We start from the raw sequence: 18,608 nt of genomic DNA, 5'->3' as shown, positions 1-18,608 counted from the left end.
AGTACATTAAACAGGAGACAAAATATATGTGAATGTGATTTTTCACATCGGTGAATTAAACTTTTACTCTATCTCCCGGAAATTCTTTTTCTCTATATGTTCGCTCATCATGGCGTCAAGCAGAGAAAAGAGCTCGTCGCTGTTTTTTTCCATGTTTCTTAGATACTCCAATATATGATTTTCATTTTCTATTCTGATATCCTTATCCTCAAAATATGCAACGGCTTTGTGTACGCTTTCATGAACGGTTTTATGCGGCGTATAAGCCAGTTTATATGCGTCGGTGTCTCCAAAACGTTCTTTACCGTCGCTTTCGTACCATTTTCCGAGACGGCACTCTGTATGAGAGCCGAACGATTTGTTTTTATCGGCGGCGACAATAGAATCGTAAGCATTGGATTTATATATAATATGGTCTATTTTCGCAAGAGTTATGAAAGCTTTGTTTTCCATTTCGTATATTTCATCAGCCATAGAGTTTGCGTCCATGTTCAAGCCGTCCATTACCGTATTAAAATTATAAACAGAAGCGGAGACTTCATCTGCAAGAGTATTCATAGTTTCCGATTTTTCCAGGATGATGCTTGATTCTTGTTTCATCGTGTTTATAGAGATGGTTATCTCTCCGGTCGCTTTTTGCGTTCTTTCTGCCAGTTTTCTTACCTCATCGGCGACGACGGCGAACCCGCGGCCGTTTTCACCGGCTCTGGCCGCTTCTATGGCTGCATTGAGAGCCAGCAGATTTGTCTGTTCGGCAATATCTTTGATCAGGTCGACGACAGATGTGACTTCGTTTATCCTTTCGTTTAATTCTCCTATGGACATATTGCTGTCGTTTGTTTGTTCTACGAGCTTTTGCAGTCTTTTTAGAATATCTTCGACAGTGTTTTTCGATTCATCGGATATTTCCGCCGTGTTTTTGGTAGTAGTCTTGATATCTCCGAGTTCGCTTATGAGATTTATCAGTTCATTTTGAATAAGCCCGAGTCCAAGCCCGATATTTCCTATTTCTCTTACTCTTGTGCTAAAATTGATAAATTTCTGTTTTTCATGTGACTGTTTCATGGCACTGATACCGTCTTTGACATTATGGATCGCTTTTGCAAAATCTCCTTTTAATCCGGTATCGTCTAGGTTATAACTAAAATCTCCTTTGGATGCTTTGTTCACGGAAGTATTGATCCTGTATGTCAGATCCTTAGTGAGGTCTATCAGTATGGAAAGCAGCTGTGTGATCTCGTACATCTCATCTTTCACGGCCGTTGTATCGTTGACGGCGATGGAGAGATCCCCGTTAGTCGTTATATCTTTTATAATCCTCTTGAGCTTGTCTATGGAAGCCGATATAGCGTTTGATACATTTCTTGTCAGGTATAAGACAAGAAGGACTACGAATATACAAAAGATGGCTACGATCATAAGGGATAAAAACGATGAAGATACGAGTGAAGAGGCGATATGTAAAGAGCTGCTTGATAGTGAATCTTCAAACTCTTTAAGTTTATTTATTTTGCCGGTTATGGTCTTAAACCACGCAGTCGAGTCGACACCGAAACCGCTGTTTTTCGACATCGCTATCTCTCTATATTTTTCCACTTCCGCAAAAGAGCTGTCGGATCTTATCTTTTTATATTCTTCTTGAGTCTGTTTGCCTGCCGTTCGCATAAAAAGATTTGTAAGTACTTTTTGCTGGGATACGAGAGAAACGAATTTTGCCGCATCTTCTCTGGAAAAACTGTCTTTTGAAAAAACGCTGGCTAAGATTGCTCTTTCAAGACCGGCACGCTCTTTGGAGCTGATAAAGATCACAAAGCTGTTGAAGCTCATTTTTAAAGTACCGTTTTTTGGGATGGTGGAAAAATAGGAGATAGTGTCTATGATCCTGCCGTCCATATCCGTATAAAACTTGACGGCATCTTTTACCGCAGCGGATTGGGATCTTACGGAACTTCTCATTGCAGCTATTGAGGCGAGATCAATTTCTTTGTTTACTTTTGCCGTGAATGCCGAGGGATTCGCATCTATATAGTTCTTTAACTCTTTTATCTTGGTATCGGTGGAGATATATTGCTTAGGAAGGATCTCTACAAAATTTGTTCCTTTGGAACTCAGATATCCTGCACTGGCACCGCGCTCTTTTTGCAGCTCATGCAGTACGGCGCTCATCTTTACCGAAAGACTCAGCAAAGAGGAAGCTTCTTTGATATTTTTATAATTGTTCCATGTTTCGTAAAAGATCTTTGCAGACAATATACCTATAACGGTAATAACTATAACGCTTAAAAAAACCAGCTTTTTTCTAATGGTCATGTTCTTTAACATTCGATATCCTTTCAAATAAAGAAATTATATTTTCGTATACATGTCATATTCAGTAAAAAAAATCGCGACAAAATTGTAACATAAATCGTCACATTTCTTAAAAAATGTTAATATAAGTGTTTTTTTGAAAATTTTTAAAGTGATATTTTGTTTAGACGGTAATTTTTGTCATAATTAATCGCATAAAGCTTTTTTAGATATATAATATTCAATTGACGATATTTAAAATAGGAAAAAAATGATCAATATATTAGGAATCGATCCGGGAACAAGAAATATGGGATACGCGATCATCTCTTTGGAAAAAGGTAAGATCACTCTAATAGAAGCCGGACTTGTGAAGATGAAAGCAGAAGATCTGCAGTTTCAAATTCCGCAGATGGCAGAAGCGGTAGAACAGTTGTTCACTTCGCACAAGATAGACGAAGTTGCGGTAGAAAGTATGTTCTATGCCCATAATCCCAAAACCGTCATAAAACTTGCACAGTTTCGCGGAGCGTTGATGTTAAAGCTTATTCAGGAGTTTGGCACATTTGCCGAATACACTCCGCTTCAGATAAAAAAAGCGCTGACGGGAAAGGCAAAAGCAGACAAAGAGCAGGTTTCATTTATGGTAAAAAAACTCCTAAACATCAAAAAAGAGATCAAACCGCTAGATATAACGGATGCCATTGCCGTTGCCATAACACATTCGCAAAGGGTGAGACTCGGTTCGCAAAATTAAGTTTTAATGGCAAAAGTAGTAAAATTGCATCTAAAATCAATAAAAGGTGTCAATATGAACGTAGAGCAAGAGTTAATAGATCGCAGTTCAAACAGATGTGAACTATGTGGAAGTGAAGAAAATCTATCCGTTTTGGAGGTAGCTCCTTCAGACGGAAGCAGCGAACAATCGATCTTAATCTGTTCTACTTGTAAAGCCCAGATAGAAAACGGTGAACTGGACGAAACACATTTTAATTGTTTAAACGACAGTATGTGGAGTGAAGTTCCTGCCGTTAAAGTGATGTCGTACAGACTTTTAAATGCACTTGGACGCCAAGACCTGCTGGATATGCTCTATCTTGAAGATGATGAGAAAGCCTGGGCTGAAGCAGGTATGAGCAGCGGTAATGAAGTGGTCGTAAAAGATGCTAACGGTGTTGTTTTAAAAGCGGGAGACAGCGTTGTCATCTTAAAAGATTTGGACGTTAAGGGTGCGGGCTTTACGGCAAAGCGCGGAACAACTGTTAGAAACATAACGATTCCTGCGGATGTCGAAGGCCATATAGAGGGTCGTGTAAACGGTATGAAGATCTATCTGAAAACAGAGTTTTTGAAAAAAGCGTAAAACCGTAGAAGTTATGAACTCTGTTATATTTGTTTGTCTTGGAAATATCTGCCGCTCTCCTATCGCGGAGGGTGTTGCAAAAAAGCTTGCAGATGAGAAGGCTCTGGTTGTAAAAGTTTCATCTGCAGGAACAGGTAACTGGCATGTGGGAGAGACACCGTGTGCCAATTCGGTAAAAGTAGCCCGGAAGAACGGGATCAACATCTCATCTTTTAAGGCATCACAGATAACAAAAAAAGAGTTTGAAGAGTTTGAGTATGTTATCGCCTTGGATCAGAGTAACTACAACGATCTAAAACGTTTGGGTGCAAAAAATCTATACAAACTCGGATCATTCGGGTATAACGATGAAGATGTTCCCGATCCGTATTTCTTTGACGGATTCGAAGGATTTGACAGAGTCTATGAGATGATAGAGAGTTGTGTTACCGTTATGTTTGCAGAGTTAACCTGAAAAAGGCAGCTCTTCATATTTAATGCTGTCGCATATAACAAACAGCGCAGAGTCTTTTGCACTTCTTATAGAACTGTAATCTCCATAACAAAAAGCAAACCTGTTATCTTCAAAAACAATGCTCATCCCTTCTGTCATATCAAGGTATGCAAGTTTACCGTTATCTATCAGATTTGCTTCGCTGACGTTTGAGAGTTCCAAAGATAAATCTATCCAGTCAAAACCGAGTGCACTGTCTTGAGTACTTACTCTTACTTCGATGACCGTAGGCGACAAAACGGTTATGGATCTTATTTGTGAATCGACAAATCTTTCAAAACGAGACAAAAAACTCTTTATCTCGTTTTTGCTTAACGGCCTCATCTTATTGGCAACCGACGCATTCCATAGAACGGTCCTCTACATCGCTTGCCGTTTCAGGTGATTGAGAACGTAGATAGTATGTAGATTTAAGCCCCATTTTCCATGCAAGCATATAGATGTCGTTAAGGTACTTAGCGCTTGCTTTATCGAGCGTTATAAAGATATTTAAGCTTTGGCCTTGGTCGATCCATTTTTGACGTATAGCGGCAGCTTTAATGAGTATTCGCTGATCAAGTTCGTATGCCGATGTGTAATAGCTCCAAGTCTCAGGTGAAAGTTTCGGAACAACGACAGGAATAAGTCCGCTCAAGTTCTCTTCAAACCACTTGCGTTTAAATACAGGTTCAATGGCTTGAGTGGTTCCTGTAAGAATCGAAATAGAACTCGTAGGAGCAACGGCCATCAAGTAACCGTTTCTCATACCCTGCTCTTTTACTTTTTTGCGCAGTTCGTCCCATTCGTATGCCGGTGCAAAAAGTCCGCCGCGGTCTACCAGATTTCTTACCTCTGCATTTGCATGATCGTGCGGCATGATCCCGTTGCTCCATTTTGAACCTTCGAACTCGGGATATTTTCCTTTTTCAACGGCAAGATCGGACGAAGCGGAGATAGCGTTATAGCTTACCGATTCCATGATCTCGTCTATTTTGTCAAAATGTTCCTGACTTCCCCACTCTATACCCTGCTCCGCCAGCATCTGCGCTTCGCCCATGACACCCAGACCGATAGAACGGCTTCTCGTGTTAGTGCGTTTTACTTTTTCCAACGGGTAAAAGTTTAGATCTATGACGTTATCAAGTGCACGGATGGCGGTAGGAACGATTCTGTCTATATCCTCTTTTGTATTGATGCGTGAAAGGTTGACAGATGCCAAGTTACAAACGGCTGTCGCACCGTCTACTTTTTCTTTTTCCACGATATATATTTTTTGTCCGCCCAGAGAATCCAGTGCTGTTATTTTTTTTGCTTCTTTTTCTATACCGCTGTCAACTTTTACAAGCTCATCCTCTTCATACGTAATATAGTTTCCATCTTCGAATATTATCTTTACGAGATAGTGGTTGGGTTCAGTGTTTTGGAATATTTCGGTACATAGATTCGAACTTCTGATGATCCCGTAATGGTTATTAGGATTTGCACGGTTCGCATTGTCTTTAAAACACAAGAACGGAGAGCCTGATTCAAAATAGCTCAAAAGGATTTTCTTCCAGAGATCTTTCGCTTTTACGCGTTCTTTGATGATAGATTCGTCCTGCTCCAGTTCAAGATAACGTTTTTCAAATTCTGCGCCATGCAGGTTGGTAAGTTCTTTACAATCATACGGGTCAAAAAGAGTCCAGATACCGTCTTGCTCTACACGCTTCATATAAAGATCGTTTATCCATAGTGCAGGAAAAAGGTCGTGCGCACGACGGCGCTCTTCACCGGAGTTTTTCTTGAGATCCAAAAAGTCATGTATATCGATATGCCAAGGCTCGAGATAAACGGCGATAGCACCTTTTCTTGTTCCCAACTGGTCAACCGCAATAGCGATATCGTTCGTTATTTTTAAAAACGGTACCGTTCCTCCCGCTGCATTTTTGTGTCCGTCGATCGATGAACCCATGGAGCGTACCTGCGTCCAATCCCAGCCGATACCGCCGCCGAATTTAGAAAGAAGTGCCATCTCTTTATAAGAGTCAAAGATACCTTCTATATTATCCGGTGAGGAACCGATGTAACATGAACTCAGCTGATGTCTTGTCGTACGTGCGTTTGAAAGCGTAGGTGTTGCCAGCATCACTTCAAACTGAGAGATCATATCATAGAACTTAACAGCCCATTCATGTCTGTTCTCTTCGTTTTGTGCCAAAAACATAGCTATAGCCATAAACATATGCTGAGGAAGCTCTATGGGCTCCCCTTTTCTGTCTTTTATGAGATATCTGTCATATAGGGTTTTAATACCGAGGTAATTGAACTCCAAGTCGCGTTCGGGAACTATATGCTTTTCAAGTCTTTCAAGATCATACATATCTTTGAGACCTTTTAATATGCGCCCCTCTTTCTCTCCGCGTTCAAAATATTTTTCAAGCGAACAGTAACCGGTAAAACCGTTTACTTGATGGTAGAGGTTAAACAAGAAAAGCCTCGCCGCGACAAATGTCCAGTTAGGTGCGTCGATATCTATCTTGTCTACGGCTGTTTTGATAAGTGTTTTTTGAATAGCTTCGGACGTGATCCCGTCACGAAACTGTATCTGTGCATCTACTTCGAGTTCACTTTGCGATACGTTGGCCAGACCCTTTATGGCCGCCGATGTATATTTTTGTATTTTGGTAATATCAAGAGGTTCTTGACGACCGTTTCTCTTAATGACTGTAATCATAATTCATTCATCCTGCGTTTATAAATTTTTATTATTAATCTTTGAATACTCTGGCAAATATTTTATCAACATTTTTCGTATAATAATCATAATTGAAACATTCTCTTATCTGTTCTTCACTTAAAGAGTTACGTAACTCCTCATCTGCTAAAAGATGGTTTAGATACAGACTTTCACCCGCTTCGTTAGTCGTAGGTTTTCCTTGCTGAATCTCTTCCCAAACCTTCATTGCATTGCGTTGAACTATCTTATATGCGTCTTCGCGCGATACACCTTTTAAAGGAAGTTCAAGAAGTACGCGTTGAGAAAATACCAAGCCGCCTGTGAGGTTTAGATTTTTGATCATGTTTTCCGGATAAACGGTTAGGTTGGCTATGACATTGTTCATACGGTGCAGCATAAAGTCCGATGTAATAAATGAATCGGGAAGCCAGAAACGTTCAGTAGATGAGTGAGAGATATCACGCTCATGCCATAACGCAACGTTTTCCATAGCGGGCATAGCGTAAGCACGTATCATACGTGCCAAACCTGTTATGTTTTCCGTTAGTATCGGATTGCGTTTGTGCGGCATTGCCGATGAGCCTTTCTGCCCTTTTGCGAAGTATTCTTCACACTCATACACTTCCGTACGCTGCCAATGACGTACCTGAACGGCAAACTTTTCTATCGAGCTTGCCATAAGCGCCAGCGATGTTGCAAGACGTGCATATCTGTCACGCTGTATGACCTGGTTGGAAGCAGGTGCCGGTTTTAACCCCAGCTCTTCACAGGTTATCTCTTCAAGTTCTAACGGTGCGTGAGCGAAGTTACCCATCGCTCCGCTGACCTGGCCTACGGATATGACTTCTAAGGTCTCTTCGAGATTTTTCAAATGGCGCGCCATCTCATCATACCAGACGGCTAGAACAAGACCGAATGTTATAGGCTCTCCATGGATGCCGTGAGAACGCCCGACCATTAAAGTCATCTTGTGTTCCATTGCTCTTTTTTTGATGGATGCCATTAACATCTTTACATCTTCGATGATCAGTTCCAGTGATGATTTCATTTGAAGTGCCACTGCTGTATCGACCGTATCCGAACTTGTCATTCCGTAATGAAACCATCTGCTTTCATCACCAAGAGTTTCAGAAACACTTGTAGTAAATGCTATAAGGTCATGTCGTGTTATTGCTTCTATCTCATCTATTCTTTTTATATCGAAGCCGGCATTTTTAACTATTTTGTCTGCATCTTCTTGAGGAATTTTCCCAAGTTTTGCCCAGGCTTTGACAACAGCTTTTTCAACATCCAGCCATGCCTGATATTTTGCCTGCATTGTCCATTTTGAACTCATCTCTTCACGTGCATAACGTTCTACCATCTATCCAACCTTATTTATGTTAAAATCTCGAAAATTATTAGTTATTAATGTTATCTAACATTGACTTTTAAAGGGATTAATTTTGCCATTTATCATTAAAAAGTTTCAGTTGGAGAAGAAGCAAAAAGCTTTTCTTTTTCTTATTCGAGAGATCGGTTGTTCGCAGAGCGAAGCACAGCGTTTTATTGCAAGAGGGAGATTGTTCTATAACGGTGATCTTGTTACAAAAGACAAAGAAGAGATATCGGGCGATATCGAATTCATAACTTTTGAGCCAGTTACAAAAGGATTAAAGCCGACATTTGAAACAGAAGAGTTTGTACTTTTTGATAAACCTACAGGCATGTTGATCCATCCACAAAATCGTTACACACCCTACTCTTTAATAGACGAGGTAAAGTATCAATACGGAATGGATGCAAACATAACACATCGTATAGATATGGAGACAAGCGGTTTGGTTTTGTGTGCCAAAAACAAAGAGAGCGAAAGAGATATCAAGATGATGTTTCAAGAAAGGGATATGCAAAAAAAATATCTTGCATTGGTATACGGCAAGTTTGAAAACGAGCTTATATGTCAAGAGCCTCTTAAAGTAAATAAAGATGAGAAATCTGGTGTTTTGCGTTCTATAGTAAAAGTAGATTCGGCAGGTAAAAGTGCAGAGACATTCTTTAAGCCGGTTAACTATTTTGAAGAGTTGGATATGACCCTTGTAGAATGTTATCCGCATACCGGAAGACAACACCAGATCAGAGTACATTTGTTTCACGTGAAACATTCAATCGTGGGTGATCCGCTTTACGGAGTAGATGAAGCAGTAACTACTAAATATCTTGATCGAGAATTAAAGGGTGAAGAACGTTTAAAATATACGGGAGCATCAAGATTACTTTTGCATGCAGATGAACTTTCATTTATATATAAAAAGAAAAAATATAAAATCAAAAGTAATGTTGATTTTGTAAAAGAATGTTTAGAGTCTGTTTTCAAAAATCAAGATAAACGATCACAATGAATTTATCTTTTTATTAAAAGAGCCGACGGGTTGTGTTTCACGTGAAACAAAAAAAGAGCGTAAGAGCAACAAGCTATGTGAATAACTTTCAGAATAAGTTCACGTAATAAAAATAACAGTCGCCGTTAATATGCTTAAATTCTCTTGAATCTCCTAAAATAGGGCTTTTCGTTCTATAGGAACATTATGAGATTTAAGAATAAATTTATATAAAATCTTCCTTATATATATTGTAAACCCACAGAACTCCCTATTTACGGGGGTGGTTTTTTCACATTTTAGAACACAGTGTGAATTTTACACACATTGATAAAAAAACGAAGATTTTTTATAAAATTAATTTTTTTTAAGTTAGCTTGGAAGATCGGAGTTTTTTTTGTTTTCTATAAGAATAGTATGATAATATTACAACCATAAACGGTCTCCCTGGAGTGTTGACCGTTTCCTTTTTTGATCGAGCGGGATCTACTTATCTTCTTTTAGCGCTGCATAGATAAATCCGCCTACGCCAAAACCGACTACTAATATTAAAAACACTATTTGTGTGATGTCAGCTATACTCAGCCCTTCTTTTGTCATGCATATATCCTTTTGCGTTTAAACACCATTGAGGAAGTATATACAAAAAACTATTTACTTAGAGGATATTTTATTATTGATGTAGCTGTTTTTCTTTTAGTTGTCCGCAAGCTGCACTTATATCTATGCCTTTTGAGTCACGTATAGTGCATAGCAGCCCATGATTTACAAGATATTCTTGAAACTTGATCATATCTTCTTTATCGGGGCGTTTATAGTCGGTTCCCGGATAGGGATTGAAATAGATAAGGTTCACTTTTGCTTTTATGCCGCTGAGCAGTTTTACAAGTTTCTTTGCAGATGCTATATCATCGTTTTTATTTTTGATAACGAGGTATTCGAACATGACTCTTTTTCTTGTATCGATCGGAAAGCGTTTGACCGCTTCTATTATAGAAGAGATGTTGTGAGCTTTGTTCATCGGTATGAGCTCCGTTCGCAACTCATCGTCGACGGCATGAAGAGATATGGCTATATGGACGCCCAGATCCATCTCGCCGAGTTTGTCTATTTTGTTGCTTAAACCGCTTGTCGAAACTGTCTGGCGCTTGCCGGAGATAGAAAGCCCCTCTTCGTCTTGGAGAATGCGTATCGCTTTTGCAAGATTATCGAGATTGTCAAGCGGTTCGCCCATACCCATATAGACTATGTTTACTCTTCTGTTGTGCGCATGGTCATTGTCTTTTTTTACGGCGAGGACCTGTGCGACGATCTCACCCGCAGTCAAGTCTCTTGTAAACCCGCCTTTTGCCGTAAGACAGAAGCTGCATCCAACTTTACATCCTACCTGACTCGAGACACAGACGGTATATTTTGCTTCTTGTATGATATTTCCAGCTTCATCAGAAAGCGTTTCTTTCATCTTTAGCCATACGGTTTCTACGGTTTTGCCGTCTTGAAGTTCAAAAAGGTATTTTATAGTTCCGTCTGAAGAGATCTCTTTGTTTGCAATTTTTAGAGGGTTTATCACATAGTTTTGCGCAAGCTCCTCACGAAGCGATTTTGGGATGTTTTGCATCTCGTCAAAACTCTCGACATAGTTATGGTATATCCAGCCAAATATCTGTTTTGCGCGAAAAGCCGGTTTTATCTTCTGTGCCAGCTCCTCTTTGGTAAAATCCAGCAGCGACGGTTTTAAAGGATTCATTTTTCTGTTAGTTCCTTTATCCGTTTTTTTACATGCTGACTTAAGAGCTCTTTTGCTTTTTCATGGTTTTTTAAAAACTCCCGGTGAGCATTTTTGTCTGTATAGTTAGTGATGCAAAAAACTCCACCCGCAGGAATATTGAACTCTTGCGCCACTTTTAAGACGGAAAAAAACTCCATGTTCTCTATGCCTATGCCGAGTTTTAGAAATTTTTTTGCAAGTTCTGCATTTGTGCTGATATAGTTCGAGGAGTTGACAATAATATCTTTTTTGTTAGCTGTGTTAGTCGAGATCACATTGTCTAAAGGGGTATAGGCATCATTATTTAAAAAAGCTAACTCTATGTTAGCAGCCGTTTTTGACTCTATGATCTCAAATGGCTTTGCTTCTCCGTAACTACCTGCCGTTCCTACAAAAAGCAGAAATTCCGGTTTGTCAAAAAGGCAAAGTCTGGTGATATTCATGGCCGTTTCTATCAGCCCTACTCCCATAGGAGTTGCGAAATCAAAATTTTCGTTGTTTCCGGCGCAGATGATCATAGGCGTACGGGTATACCGTTTTTATGAAGATAGTGTTTGAGTTCCATAATGTCTATCTCTTTATAGTGAAAGATACTTGCGGCAAGTGCAGCGTCCGCACCGTGAAGAAATGCTTCTTTTATATGTTCCATTGTTCCTGCACCGCCGCTTGCAATTACGGGGACATTTACGGCTTTACTTATCTGTTCAGTGATATTAAGTTCGAATCCAGCTTTTGTGCCGTCTGTGTCCATCGAAGTCAGAAGTATCTCTCCGCTTCCGCGGTCTACGACCTCTTTTGCCCATTCTACGGCGTCGATACCCGTGTCGATACGTCCGCCGTTTAAATAAACATGGTATTTATCCCCCGTTTTTTTAACGTCTATCGCAGTTACGATGCATTGCGAACCGAATCTTTTCGCACCTTCGTCGATGAGCTGCGGACGTTTTACCGCCGCAGAGTTTACGCTGACTTTATCGCATCCGACGTTTAGAAGTTTATAGATATCGTCTAGTTTTCTGATCCCGCCGCCTACGGTCAAGGGAATAAATATCTCGCGGGCGACCTGTGCAACGATATCCACGATAGTATCGCGGTTGTCGCTGGAGGCTGTAATATCTAAAAATGTCAGTTCGTCCGCACCCTCTTCGTTGTAACGGCGTGCCACTTCGACGGGGTCACCGGCATCTTTCAAACCGACGAAGTTCACGCCTTTTACGACGCGGCCGTCTTTGACATCAAGGCATGGGATGATACGTTTTGCAAAGTAGTCCATTGAAAGCTTTCTCTTTTTTGTAAGTCCGATATTCTATCTATATTATACTTATGAGCAGATATAACTTATAATTTACAATAAAAAACGGTATCACTTATGATTTTTATCACAAATTTATCATTATTTGTGAATTATTATCTATTTGTAAGTCAAATTGATGTATAATAACAGTTATGAATAGTGAACGTGTCGAGGCCAAAAAGAAGTTTGGTCAGAATTTTTTAAAAGATGAGAGCGTTCTTAGAAAAATTGTCGAAGCGATGCCCAACAGTGATCGAAAGATCGTAGAGATTGGACCTGGCTTAGGTGATTTGACTAAATTTTTAGTTAATGTCAAAAGTGTAGAAGCTTTTGAGGTCGATACCGATTTATGCAAGAGACTTAATGTTACATTTAAAGATGAGATCGCTACCAAGCGGCTCCGTATCAACTGCGGAGATGTTTTAGAAGCTTGGCAGAGCACGCTTATTGATGAGCCTTATGATCTGGTGGCGAATTTGCCCTATTATATAGCTACAAACATCATACTCAAGGCACTCGCAGATCCCATGTGTAAGTCTCTTTTAGTTATGGTTCAACGTGAAGTCGCGCTTAAATTCGCGGCTCATACCGGAGATAAAGTCTTTAGTGGACTTAGTGTGATAACGCAGAGCGTGGGAACTGCTTCCATCGTGATCGATGTGCCCCCTTCTGCTTTTGATCCTATGCCCAAAGTAGATTCTGCCGTTATGCTGATAGAAAAGCAGAGAGACAGAAGTGATAAAGCCTTTGAAGAGATGTTGAAGACTGCTTTCTCGCAGCCAAGAAAAACACTCCTTAAAAATCTTTCATCACGCTACGACAAACAAAGACTTTTGGAGATTTTTGAAGAACTGAATCTCTCCATGACCATTCGACCCCATCAGCTCGACACTACCGACTATCACCAACTCTATAAAAAAATATAAGGAGTTTGGATGAGTGAAGCCAGTGAAGGTGCGCAGGGCATACCTGCGAAAACAGAAAAAAAACCAAACAATAATCAAAACAGAAGATCAAATAATCAAAACCGCAGCAGAGGTTCTAAAAGCAATGCAAACGCTTCTCAGAGCTCTTCCCAGTCCCGCAATAATGCTAACAGCAATAACAGCCGTAATCGCCGCCGCAATGCTCCAGCCCCGATAGACTCGGTCTTAAAAGAGTTTGTAAGCAAAAATCAGGATATTCACAAACAGCGTTTGAATCCTCACTATAAACTAAACTTGAACAGTACGGACAAGATTCGCATAACTCCGCTTGGCGGACTCGGCGAGATCGGCGGGAACATTACCGTTTTTGAAACAGAGAAAGAAGCGATCCTCATCGATGTGGGAATGAGCTTTCCGGACGAGGACATGCATGGCGTCGATATTTTGGTCCCTGATTTCTCATATATCAGAGAGATAAAAAATAAAATTGTCGGTGTGATCATTACCCATGCCCACGAAGATCATATCGGTGCCGTACCCTATCTGTATAAAGAGATGCAGTTCCCTATTTACGGAACACCGCTTCCCCTTGCGATGATAGGCAATAAGTTCGACGAACATCATCTAAAAGAGTTCAGAAGATACTTCAATCCCGTCGAAAAACGTAAAGTGTACAGAATAGGAAACGATTTTGATATAGAGTGGATGCATATGACCCACTCCATCATCGATTCATCATCGTTGGCTATCACTACAAGTGCCGGAACTATTATCCATACGGGTGACTTCAAGATAGATCATACTCCTGTCGACGGTTATACGGCGGATCTTCACCGCCTTGCATATTACGGAGAGAAGGGTGTTTTATGTTTGTTAAGCGACTCGACAAACTCTTATAACACGACGCCGACACCGAGTGAACTGACGGTTGCTCCGGGATTTGATCGTATATTCGCCAAAGCTGAGGGACGCATCATCATGTCGACGTTCAGCTCGAATATCCACCGTGTATTTCAAGCGATCCAGTATGGAATGAAATATGGACGCAAGGTGTGTGTGATCGGCCGTTCTATGGAAAGAAACCTGGAAGTGTGTATGCAGTACGATTACATAAAACTGCCTAAAAACATCTTTGTAGATGCGGATGAGGCAAGCCGTATGAGCGATAAGGACATCCTTATCGTCACGACGGGTTCACAAGGCGAGCCGAGCAGTGCACTCTTTAGAATGTCGATAGGCGAACACAGACATATCAAGATAAAGCCTACCGACCTTGTTGTGCTCTCGGCCCGTGCGATCCCGGGTAACGAAGGTTCTATCTCGACCATGCTGAACCATCTTCAGCGTGCAGGTGCAAAAGTGGCAACGGACAGAGATATCCACGTTTCCGGACATGCGAGTATGGAGGAGCAAAAGCTTATGCTTCGTCTGGTGAATCCTAAGTTCTTCCTGCCGGTTCACGGTGAGTACAACCATATCATGAAGCACAAAGAGACAGCCATCATGTGCGGGGTTCCGGAGCGCAATATCCTTCTTATGAACGACGGTGACTGTATCGAAGTGGGTCCTAAGTTTATGCGTAAAGCAAAAACCGTTAGAACCGGAAAAACATATATCGACAATCAAAACAACCATCAGATCGAAGACGATATCGTTATGGATCGTCAAAAACTGGCTCAAGAGGGTATCGTAATGATCGTCGCTCAAGTCAATGAAAGCAACTCTAAGATGATAGCAAAACCGAGAGTCACGACATTCGGTCTGGTAGCAGATAAGCAGGATAAAGCTTTTGCCGCGGAGATGGAAGATGTCTTGGAACATTTCCTCATCAATATGAAAGAGGGGCTGATCCAAAATCCTAGAGCTTTGGAAAACGACTTGCGTCAAGTTGTCAGAAAGCATATTTATCGTAAAATGAAAAAGTATCCGTTGATCGTTCCTACCGTATTTATTATGTAACGACATTTCTTACATGTAGATCTTTTCTACATGTAAGCTCCTCCTTATCGGTGAAATAACTGATCTAGCAGTATGCCTACACCTTGTTTTATTACTTCATTTTTAACTTTTTCTGTTGTCTCATCAGGCTCATCAGGCTTCTGCTGAGTTTGATTTTGTGTAGTTTGATACACTGCAGCAGTGTGTTGAGAAGCGGCTATCCTTTTTTGCTCTTCTAAAAAATAGTTCTGTTGTTTTCGAATTTTTTCATCATGTAGCAAAAGGGTAGTTACATCTATCATCGCTGCTATCACCTTATCTGTCAGTCCCATTTTTTCTAGCAGATCGATCTCATGGAGAGTAAACTTTTTATAGGGACTTTCTTGTTGCTTAATCATGGATAAAAGGATTAGCTCACTTTTACCATTTTTGAGATATTCCCGTATATCTCCTACTTTTAAACCCTTGGGGCCTATCATAGCTAACTTTAACGGTTCATCTTTGATATAGTAAACTGCTTGCGGATGATTGTCGGTATACTCTTTTAATCCCTTGTAGTCTTTATTGGCCTCTAATTTATCGACATCCTTTTGAAGCTTGGCAGATTGCCATGGCTGGTTTACTGCATCTGCTTTGTTTTGTTTTTTAATCGGCTCTTCTGCTAAGGGCTGCATCTTGGGTTTAGTATCTCCATTTGCATATGCAAATTTGCTGGATTTATCAATAGGAACGACTACAACTGCCTTGCTGGCGCAAGCGGTAAATAATGTCGCAAGCAAGGCCAGTAAACTGAGTTTGGCAAATAAATATTTCATATAACTACTTTCATTGATGATGATTATTTGGTAAGCGTATAATTACCTTTTAGTAAAATGTTGTAAAATGTTTCTTTGGAGGTAAAGCCTGACTCATCTGTAACTCCATGAGGATTACAGGTGATTATGTAATATGTAGCCTTTGGTATGGGCATAAATCTTAGACCTTGCAGTGGTCTTGCGGATCCGGCAAATGAATCATGAGAGAGTGTTAAAGATAACTCAGACGTAGCAGGTGCCTTAAAAATTGTATACTGCAGTCCACCGACTTTAGCTACTTGCACATCATTGGCGGAAATATTTAAAGTATACATACCTCTGTCCAGTTCTGTAATTAGGCTATTTATTCCCAAACTAGTTATCTCTGCATTGTTAATAGTGCAGGCTCCCATCGGATCTAATGCCCAATAAAATAAAGCTTCATTCTCCGATGGTTTCATCGAGGTCATCGCTTTGTATTCAGGTGTGCCGACCCCTATGCTGCGCATACCACATCCAGTAAGTATCAAAACCAGTACGATTAAACTAGCAAATTTCATTTTACTACTCTTTAAATAATATTTGTTATACCATTTTATACCTGCTAAACTTAAAACATAATGTAAATTCGGTTGTCGGCATCTGTTCACAACTCAACTTTTTCCTATCTTCACTCTTGTTAACAATAAATCCAATTAGAAGCCAAATCACATCATTCTCTCAGCAATTTAGTGTTAATCTATCACAATAAAAACTTTAGAGGGATATATTTGAGCAAGAAGCAAGACAAAGAGTTTGAAGAAGCCGTAAGACTTATCATACAAAGCGTGGGTGAAAACCCTTTGCGCGAAGGGCTTTTAAAGACGCCGGAGCGTGTTCGAAAGGCATATGAATTTATGTATGGCGGATATAAAGAGGACGCCAACGAGATACTCAACTCCGCACTCTTTACAAGCAGTAACGATGAGATGGTGGTCATTAAAGATATAGAGGTTTATTCTACATGCGAACATCATCTTCTTCCTATCATCGGCCGAGCTCATGTTGCTTATATACCAGACGGGAAGGTTGTGGGGCTTTCAAAGATACCCCGAGTGGTGAACGTGTTTGCACGCCGGATGCAGATACAAGAGCAGTTGACCGAACAGATCGCAGATGCTATCATGCAGACCATCAAGCCAAAAGGTGTAGCCGTCGTCATTCAGGCCCGTCACATGTGTATGGAGATGCGCGGAGTGGAAAAGATAAACTCCACGACGACATCAAGCGCGCTCAGAGGACTTTTCAAAAGTGATGAGAAGACCCGTGCGGAGTTTTTCTCTCTCATCAATGCGCCTATCGGAAATCGCTACTAAAAGTGAGGACATATGCCCTTTAAATCACTTAAATCGAAACTCTCTTCAAAAAACTACTCTACCTCATTTGGAGAGGTCATCAAGATAAATGCCAATGTTATCACGGCAAGAGGGCTGCATGTAAGCATCGGAGATATGGTCCGTATCATCTCAAGCAGTTCCGATCTGGAAACTACCGGAATGGTGACAGAGATAGACGATGCCGTTTTTTATATTACCCCTTTTAGTTTTGTTGAGGGATTTTGTTCGCAGGATAAGGTGTATCAAGACTCAAACGGTATGAACATACCGGTCAGCGAAGCGCTTTTGGGGCGTGTCGTCGATCCGTTTATGAAACCCATAGACGGCAAAGGTCAGGTAAAGTCGGATAGATTGAACCCTATCATCAAATCTCCTATAGAAGCGATGAAACGCGGAATGATAAATGAGGTATTTAGTGTCGGCGTGAAAACGATAGACGGCTTTTTGACATGCGGAAAAGGGCAGAAACTCGGTATCTTTGCGGGAAGCGGTGTCGGTAAATCGACGTTGATGGGAATGATCGTGCGGGGAAGCCAGGCGCCCATAAAAGTTGTAGCGCTCATCGGAGAACGCGGACGCGAAGTTCCCGAATTCATAGAGAAAAATCTCGGTGGGAACCTGGAGAACACCGTAATCGTCGTAGCGACTTCGGATGATTCTCCTTTGATGCGTAAGTACGGAGCATTTTCGGCTATGAGCGTTGCGGAATATTTTAAAGATATGGGGCATGACGTGCTTTTCATCATGGATTCCGTCACCCGTTTTGCGATGGCTCAGCGCGAAATAGGTCTGGCTCTTGGTGAACCGCCTACCTCAAAAGGGTATCCGCCTTCATCTTTAACACTTTTGCCGCAGCTGATGGAAAGGGCAGGAAAAGAGGAGGGCAAAGGCTCTATTACCGCCTTTTTCACGGTGCTTACGGAAGGCGACGATATGAGCGATCCCATCGCCGATCAATCGCGTTCTATTTTAGACGGGCATATCGTACTTTCCCGCGAGCTTACGGACTTTGGTATCTATCCTCCTATAAACATACTCAATTCGGCATCGAGGGTCATGACGGATATCATCGAAGAGGATCATTTTAAAGCGGCAATAAAGTTCAGACGTCTTTACACTCTGCTTCAGGAAAATGAAACGCTTATACGTATCGGCGCCTATACAAAAGGTAGTGACAAAGAACTGGACGAGGCTATTGCAAAAAAAGAGACCATGGAGGCGTTCATGAGCCAAAAAGCCGCGAATCAAAGTGAGTTTGACAAAACGGTTGAAGAGCTTATTGTCCTAATGAAGTAGGAGTTAAAAGGAAAAA

General features: G+C 40.9%; 17 protein-coding genes. 8 read left to right on the top strand and 9 right to left on the bottom strand.

What is annotated here, in order from left to right; genetic code table 11:
• Window positions 1-63 precede the first annotated feature (63 nt).
• Window positions 64-2,322 (bottom strand): nitrate- and nitrite sensing domain-containing protein, encoded by a 2,259-nt coding sequence (locus WCY03_RS11470; protein WP_345992957.1) that lies wholly within the window; start codon window positions 2,320-2,322, stop codon window positions 64-66.
• A 241-nt stretch (window positions 2,323-2,563) separates the two neighbouring features.
• Between WCY03_RS11470 and ruvC the strand changes: the two genes are divergently transcribed.
• The 3 genes from ruvC to WCY03_RS11455 are packed head-to-tail and all read left to right on the top strand — an operon-like array spanning window position 2,564 to window position 4,106.
• On the top strand, window positions 2,564-3,046 hold the full coding sequence (gene ruvC, locus WCY03_RS11465) for a crossover junction endodeoxyribonuclease RuvC (protein WP_345994090.1): 483 nt from the start codon (window positions 2,564-2,566) through the stop codon (window positions 3,044-3,046).
• Between the two features lie 54 nt (window positions 3,047-3,100).
• Entirely contained in the window at window positions 3,101-3,652 is a 552-nt protein-coding gene (locus tag WCY03_RS11460; RefSeq protein WP_345992956.1) for a PhnA domain-containing protein, read from the top strand.
• 13 nt (window positions 3,653-3,665) lie between these two features.
• Window positions 3,666-4,106, top strand: coding sequence for a low molecular weight protein-tyrosine-phosphatase (locus tag WCY03_RS11455; RefSeq protein ID WP_345992955.1), 441 nt, complete (start codon window positions 3,666-3,668; stop codon window positions 4,104-4,106).
• Here WCY03_RS11455 and WCY03_RS11450 read toward each other — a convergent pair.
• From WCY03_RS11450 to purB, 3 genes are read right to left on the bottom strand one after another with little or no spacing between them, the layout of a single operon-like run.
• The gene (locus tag WCY03_RS11450; RefSeq protein WP_345992954.1) at window positions 4,098-4,433 is read right to left on the bottom strand and encodes a hypothetical protein; all 336 of its coding nucleotides are present in this window, start codon (window positions 4,431-4,433) and stop codon (window positions 4,098-4,100) included. The genes WCY03_RS11455 and WCY03_RS11450 overlap by 9 nt on opposite strands.
• A 37-nt stretch (window positions 4,434-4,470) precedes the next feature.
• Entirely contained in the window at window positions 4,471-6,837 is a 2,367-nt protein-coding gene (locus tag WCY03_RS11445) for a ribonucleoside-diphosphate reductase subunit alpha (RefSeq protein ID WP_345992953.1), read from the bottom strand.
• Window positions 6,838-6,871: 34 nt separating this feature from the next.
• Window positions 6,872-8,203: an adenylosuccinate lyase gene (gene purB / locus WCY03_RS11440; protein WP_345992952.1), complete on the bottom strand. Its 1,332-nt coding sequence runs from the start codon at window positions 8,201-8,203 to the stop codon at window positions 6,872-6,874.
• Between the two features lie 82 nt (window positions 8,204-8,285).
• On the opposite strand from purB, the gene WCY03_RS11435 reads away from it, so the two are divergent.
• Window positions 8,286-9,221, top strand: a complete 936-nt coding sequence (locus WCY03_RS11435; RefSeq protein ID WP_345992951.1) for an RluA family pseudouridine synthase — start codon at window positions 8,286-8,288, stop codon at window positions 9,219-9,221.
• Window positions 9,222-9,873: 652 nt separating this feature from the next.
• Here WCY03_RS11435 and rlmN read toward each other — a convergent pair.
• Genes rlmN through hisF form a run of 3 tightly spaced genes read right to left on the bottom strand, consistent with a single transcriptional unit; the run spans window position 9,874 to window position 12,241 of the window.
• A complete protein-coding gene (gene rlmN / locus WCY03_RS11430; RefSeq protein WP_345992950.1) occupies window positions 9,874-10,947 on the bottom strand; it encodes a 23S rRNA (adenine(2503)-C(2))-methyltransferase RlmN in 1,074 nt (357 codons plus the stop codon).
• Window positions 10,944-11,486: a purine-nucleoside phosphorylase gene (locus tag WCY03_RS11425; RefSeq protein WP_345992949.1), complete on the bottom strand. Its 543-nt coding sequence runs from the start codon at window positions 11,484-11,486 to the stop codon at window positions 10,944-10,946. The genes rlmN and WCY03_RS11425 overlap by 4 nt, the downstream gene beginning before the upstream one ends.
• On the bottom strand, window positions 11,483-12,241 hold the full coding sequence (gene hisF / locus WCY03_RS11420; RefSeq protein ID WP_345992948.1) for an imidazole glycerol phosphate synthase subunit HisF: 759 nt from the start codon (window positions 12,239-12,241) through the stop codon (window positions 11,483-11,485). The genes WCY03_RS11425 and hisF overlap by 4 nt, the downstream gene beginning before the upstream one ends.
• 173 nt (window positions 12,242-12,414) lie before the next feature.
• On the opposite strand from hisF, the gene rsmA reads away from it, so the two are divergent.
• Both rsmA and WCY03_RS11410 read left to right on the top strand, forming a co-directional pair.
• On the top strand, window positions 12,415-13,188 hold the full coding sequence (rsmA, locus tag WCY03_RS11415; protein WP_345992947.1) for a 16S rRNA (adenine(1518)-N(6)/adenine(1519)-N(6))-dimethyltransferase RsmA: 774 nt from the start codon (window positions 12,415-12,417) through the stop codon (window positions 13,186-13,188).
• A 9-nt stretch (window positions 13,189-13,197) separates the two neighbouring features.
• Entirely contained in the window at window positions 13,198-15,147 is a 1,950-nt protein-coding gene (locus WCY03_RS11410) for a ribonuclease J (protein ID WP_345992946.1), read from the top strand.
• 44 nt (window positions 15,148-15,191) lie between these two features.
• Here WCY03_RS11410 and WCY03_RS11405 read toward each other — a convergent pair whose 3' ends face one another.
• Together WCY03_RS11405 and WCY03_RS11400 are read right to left on the bottom strand one after the other, a co-directional pair.
• Window positions 15,192-15,941, bottom strand: coding sequence for a hypothetical protein (locus tag WCY03_RS11405; protein WP_345992945.1), 750 nt, complete (start codon window positions 15,939-15,941; stop codon window positions 15,192-15,194).
• Window positions 15,942-15,964: 23 nt separating this feature from the next.
• Complete coding sequence (locus WCY03_RS11400; protein WP_345992944.1) at window positions 15,965-16,480, bottom strand: hypothetical protein; 516 nt, start codon at window positions 16,478-16,480, stop codon at window positions 15,965-15,967.
• 210 nt (window positions 16,481-16,690) lie between these two features.
• Between WCY03_RS11400 and folE the strand changes: the two genes are divergently transcribed.
• On the top strand, window positions 16,691-17,275 hold the full coding sequence (folE, locus tag WCY03_RS11395; RefSeq protein ID WP_345992943.1) for a GTP cyclohydrolase I FolE: 585 nt from the start codon (window positions 16,691-16,693) through the stop codon (window positions 17,273-17,275).
• Between the two features lie 12 nt (window positions 17,276-17,287).
• Window positions 17,288-18,592, top strand: a complete 1,305-nt coding sequence (gene fliI, locus WCY03_RS11390) for a flagellar protein export ATPase FliI (protein ID WP_345992942.1) — start codon at window positions 17,288-17,290, stop codon at window positions 18,590-18,592.
• The last annotated feature ends 16 nt before the right edge of the window (window positions 18,593-18,608 follow it).

The sequence above is a fragment of the Sulfurimonas sp. HSL-1716 genome, from assembly GCF_039645975.1.
GTDB lineage: Bacteria > Campylobacterota > Campylobacteria > Campylobacterales > Sulfurimonadaceae > Hydrocurvibacter > Hydrocurvibacter sulfurireducens.
This window is presented reverse-complemented; position numbering and strand designations above follow the sequence as displayed.